The sequence below is a fragment of the Acidobacteriota bacterium genome (genome assembly GCA_040752675.1).
In the GTDB taxonomy this organism is placed as follows: Bacteria; Acidobacteriota; Polarisedimenticolia; order JBFMGF01; family JBFMGF01; genus JBFMGF01.
Genome location: JBFMGF010000005.1, coordinates 1 through 3,393 on the forward strand (window position 1 = coordinate 1; position 3,393 = coordinate 3,393).

General features: G+C 49.1%; 3 protein-coding genes. All 3 read right to left on the reverse strand.

The features are described 5' to 3' along the window. Positions 1 to 674: response regulator (locus AB1756_00730; protein ID MEW5805876.1), on the reverse strand; the 674-nt coding region annotated here is incomplete at its 3' end. A 63-nt stretch (positions 675 to 737) separates the two neighbouring features. Beyond that, entirely contained in the window at positions 738 to 2,366 is a 1,629-nt protein-coding gene (locus tag AB1756_00735; GenBank protein ID MEW5805877.1) for a HAMP domain-containing sensor histidine kinase, read from the reverse strand. Between the two features lie 42 nt (positions 2,367 to 2,408). After that, a complete protein-coding gene (locus AB1756_00740; GenBank protein ID MEW5805878.1) occupies positions 2,409 to 3,227 on the reverse strand; it encodes a response regulator in 819 nt (272 codons plus the stop codon). Positions 3,228 to 3,393: the final 166 nt, after the last annotated feature.

The following is a 3,393-nucleotide window of genomic DNA, read 5'->3' on the forward strand; positions in this document are numbered from 1 at the left end:
GGCAGGCCGCTATTGATAATGGCCATCAACTGCCTGTATGACTTTGCCGGGACCCGAAGCTTGCGTCCTTCTTCTTTCTCGAGAACGCCGAGGATCCTTCTTGCGGCTCCGTTCAACCGGACGAACCTCCCCTCGAAGTCAGTCACGACGATTCCGGTATTGATGCTCTCCATGATCTGCTGGAGTGTGGCTTTTCCTCTCTCGATTTCTATATTGAGTTTCGACAGTTTGTGCACTTTATCTTCCAGATCTTCGAGGAGCTCCCTGTTTCGCCGGGAGGTCCAGCTCTGAAGGAGAGCATTAGATACACTCTTCAGAAGCTCCTCCGGTTCAAACGGCTTCTTCAGAAAGTCATAAGCTCCCTTCTTCAGAGCATCGATTGCCAGATCCATGGTCGCATAAGCAGTGATGATTATGATGAGAACATTTGGGTCGATTTTCCGGATCTCTTCCATCAGCTCTATTCCCGTAATCTCTGGCATCATGATGTCGAGGATAATGATTGGAAAATTTTCCTTCTGGAGGAGAGCGAGAGCCTTGTGAGCATTTTCCGCCTCTTCAACAGAATGTCCTCTCCGGGAAAGGATTTCCCTCACCATTGTTCGCAGAAGGCGATCATCATCCACTACGAGGATCTTCTCCTGTTCAATCATCCCCTTTTCTTGATTCCCCATACGCTACTCCTTTTCATTCTCCTGAAGATACCGGAACGTTTATTCTTCCAGTTCGTCATTGCATTAGTTTTTCGCAGCTGGACCGGCGAGCGGAAGCGTGAAGAGGAATCGCGATCCGCCATGCACGCTACTATCCACGCTGATCCTCCCGCCATGCAGTTCTACGAGTTTCTTGGCGAGGTTCAGGCCCAGCCCGATCCCCCGAAAACTTCTCCTCTCCGATCCATCCTGCTGTGTGAAAGCCTCGAATATCTTTTCATACATTTCCGGAGGGATGCCCGGCCCCGTATCGGCCACGGAGATCTCGACGAATTCCCGGGAGGATTCCTGGCTGATAATCCGGGAATGAATTGTGATCGAGCCTCCTTCCAGCGTGAACTTGATGGCGTTGTCCATCAGCTCCAGCAGGACTTTTTCGACCATCTCCGGGTCGGCATGAAGATCGACTGGGAGAGCATGGTTCTTGTACTGGATCTCTTTTTCTTTCATTCCTTCCATGATCTGTCCCTCGACTTTCTGGAAGATGCTCTTCAGGGGACAGGTCACTTTCATCACATTCCTCTGCCCCCCTTCCACTTCGCTGAGGAGAAGGAGAGATTCCACCATCCGCAGGAGCGATTGTGTCTGATCATGACAATTCTGGAGATATTCAATCTCTTTCGGAGTGCCGCTGTATGGGTTTTTAATGAGCATCGACAGATAGCCGCTGATGGCCGCCAGCGGCGTCCTGAATTCGTGCGAGACATTTCTCAGGAATTCACCGATGAGCTTCTGGGATTCATCGAGCCTCCTCGATAGATGAGAAAGCTCGTCGATGTGATGGGATATGACGCCGTGGATGAAATTCAATGAATTTGAGAGCTCCGAGAGCTCTGGCCACCGGGAGACCTTCCCCTCTTCCGGTGGGATCTTTTCCGTCAGAGCCTGTGCAGCCTCTTTGACTTTCCTGAGGTTCTGAAAGAAGCTGCCCATCAGAAAATCCGCCATGAGAATGGAGATAAAAAAGAAGATCAGGATGATGACCTTGGAGGCCATCAGGAACGACGAGGAGAGGGAATGTTCAGGAGCAATAAGATAAATGACCAGCAGAAACATCAGGAATGGGAAGAGGGTTGCCGGGAGAATAGTCAGCGATGCGAACCGGAGGAAGAGATCCTTACGAAAAGCATGGAATGCGGGGATCAGCGCGATGGTCAGGGATGCGGCCATCGGGAATTCAGGAATGAACGTGAATGGATAAAGAAGAGGGAGATGGGAATAAAACAATGATATGAATTCCGCGCCGGTGAAGAGGAAAGCCAGAAGAAGAAATGGAAGTGATTTCGCGATTCCCGTCCGGAATGCAAAGATGATTGCGATGACCAGAAGGATCAGGGAGGAAAGAAGGGGAAGGCTTTCGATGCTGAGTATGCCCCATCCTCCGAGAAAGAGTCCAGCGACATTAACCCTCTTCAAAGTAAATGGGAAGAGGGAAAAGGCAAGAAGTAGATAAAAGCCACTTCTGGCAAAGTCAAAAAGAGTTTCATCATGACCGGCAGGCAGAAACAGCAGGGAAAACGCCAGTATCAGGAAGCTGAAAGCAGCCAGGCCGTTTCTCAGGAAGCGGATTTCTTTGAAGCCTCTGAAGAAAAGATAGGCATAAAAATAGGACAGGCAACCAATGTAAATGACAGCAGCATCATGCAAAGGCATACGCTCTTTTCAAAGCCCCAGAGACGATTTGTCGAGAAGCGGTCAATTCACCGGAAAGGAGAGGTCGGCTTGAATGGAGAGAAGAGGAATTTTTTCTTCCTGACCCGTCTTGATGTCTCTGCTGATAATGAACCCTTTCCGGGAGTCTTCTTCATCATAGATGTTCTTGAGGAGATCGTTGACTCTGGTCTTGATCTTTGCGATTGTCATCTCCAGTTTCTCTTTTTCCCCTTCCATAATGAGTGCGAACTTCGTTTCGCTTTCCTGCTCAAGAACCATTTCCGCGTCTTGTTTGCTTGCCTGCTCTTCGATGACCTGCTGGACCTTCTCGATCATCTCGCTGTACCGGATTTCCCCGTACTTCTGTTCGAAGACGATGGACGCTTTGGGATCCAGCTCGAATTTACAAAGGACGAAGGGTTTCTTTTCCCTCATCTTCATTTTGACGAGTTCTTCCAGGGAGACCTTCTCGATGGCAGGAGTCCCGCCTCGCTCGAGATATTTCTCGGCAAGCCTTTCGAGCTCGGAAGTTATGAACGGTTTCACCACGTACTCATCGGCACCGCAGTTCTTACTCCAGTAACGGTCTTCTTTCTGATCCCTGGCTGTGAGGATGATGATGGGAATATCTCTGTATCCTTCCTCAGATTTGATTTGCCGGCAGATCTGAAACCCGTTCTTCTTAGGCATCATGATGTCGAGGATGACAAGATCGGGGTGCTCTCCATGGATAACATTCAGAGTTTCCTCGCCATCCTCCGAGGTCAGGACTTCGTATCCATGGATCTCGAGATTGGCTTTAAGGATATCTCTGATGTTCGGGCTGTCGTCCGCGATAAGAATCTTTTTTTGATTTTTCATTATTTTACCCCCCTCCCTTCAGAAACCCAAAGACATTTGATATTATTGAATTTCGCATAAATAAAGGAACAATTCATCTCCTCCATGGTAGATCAGAAGCATAGATACAAGACCATAAGAGCTTTTGGGAACCCCGTAGCCTCCGCACCGAATTCCGGAGCTTGCC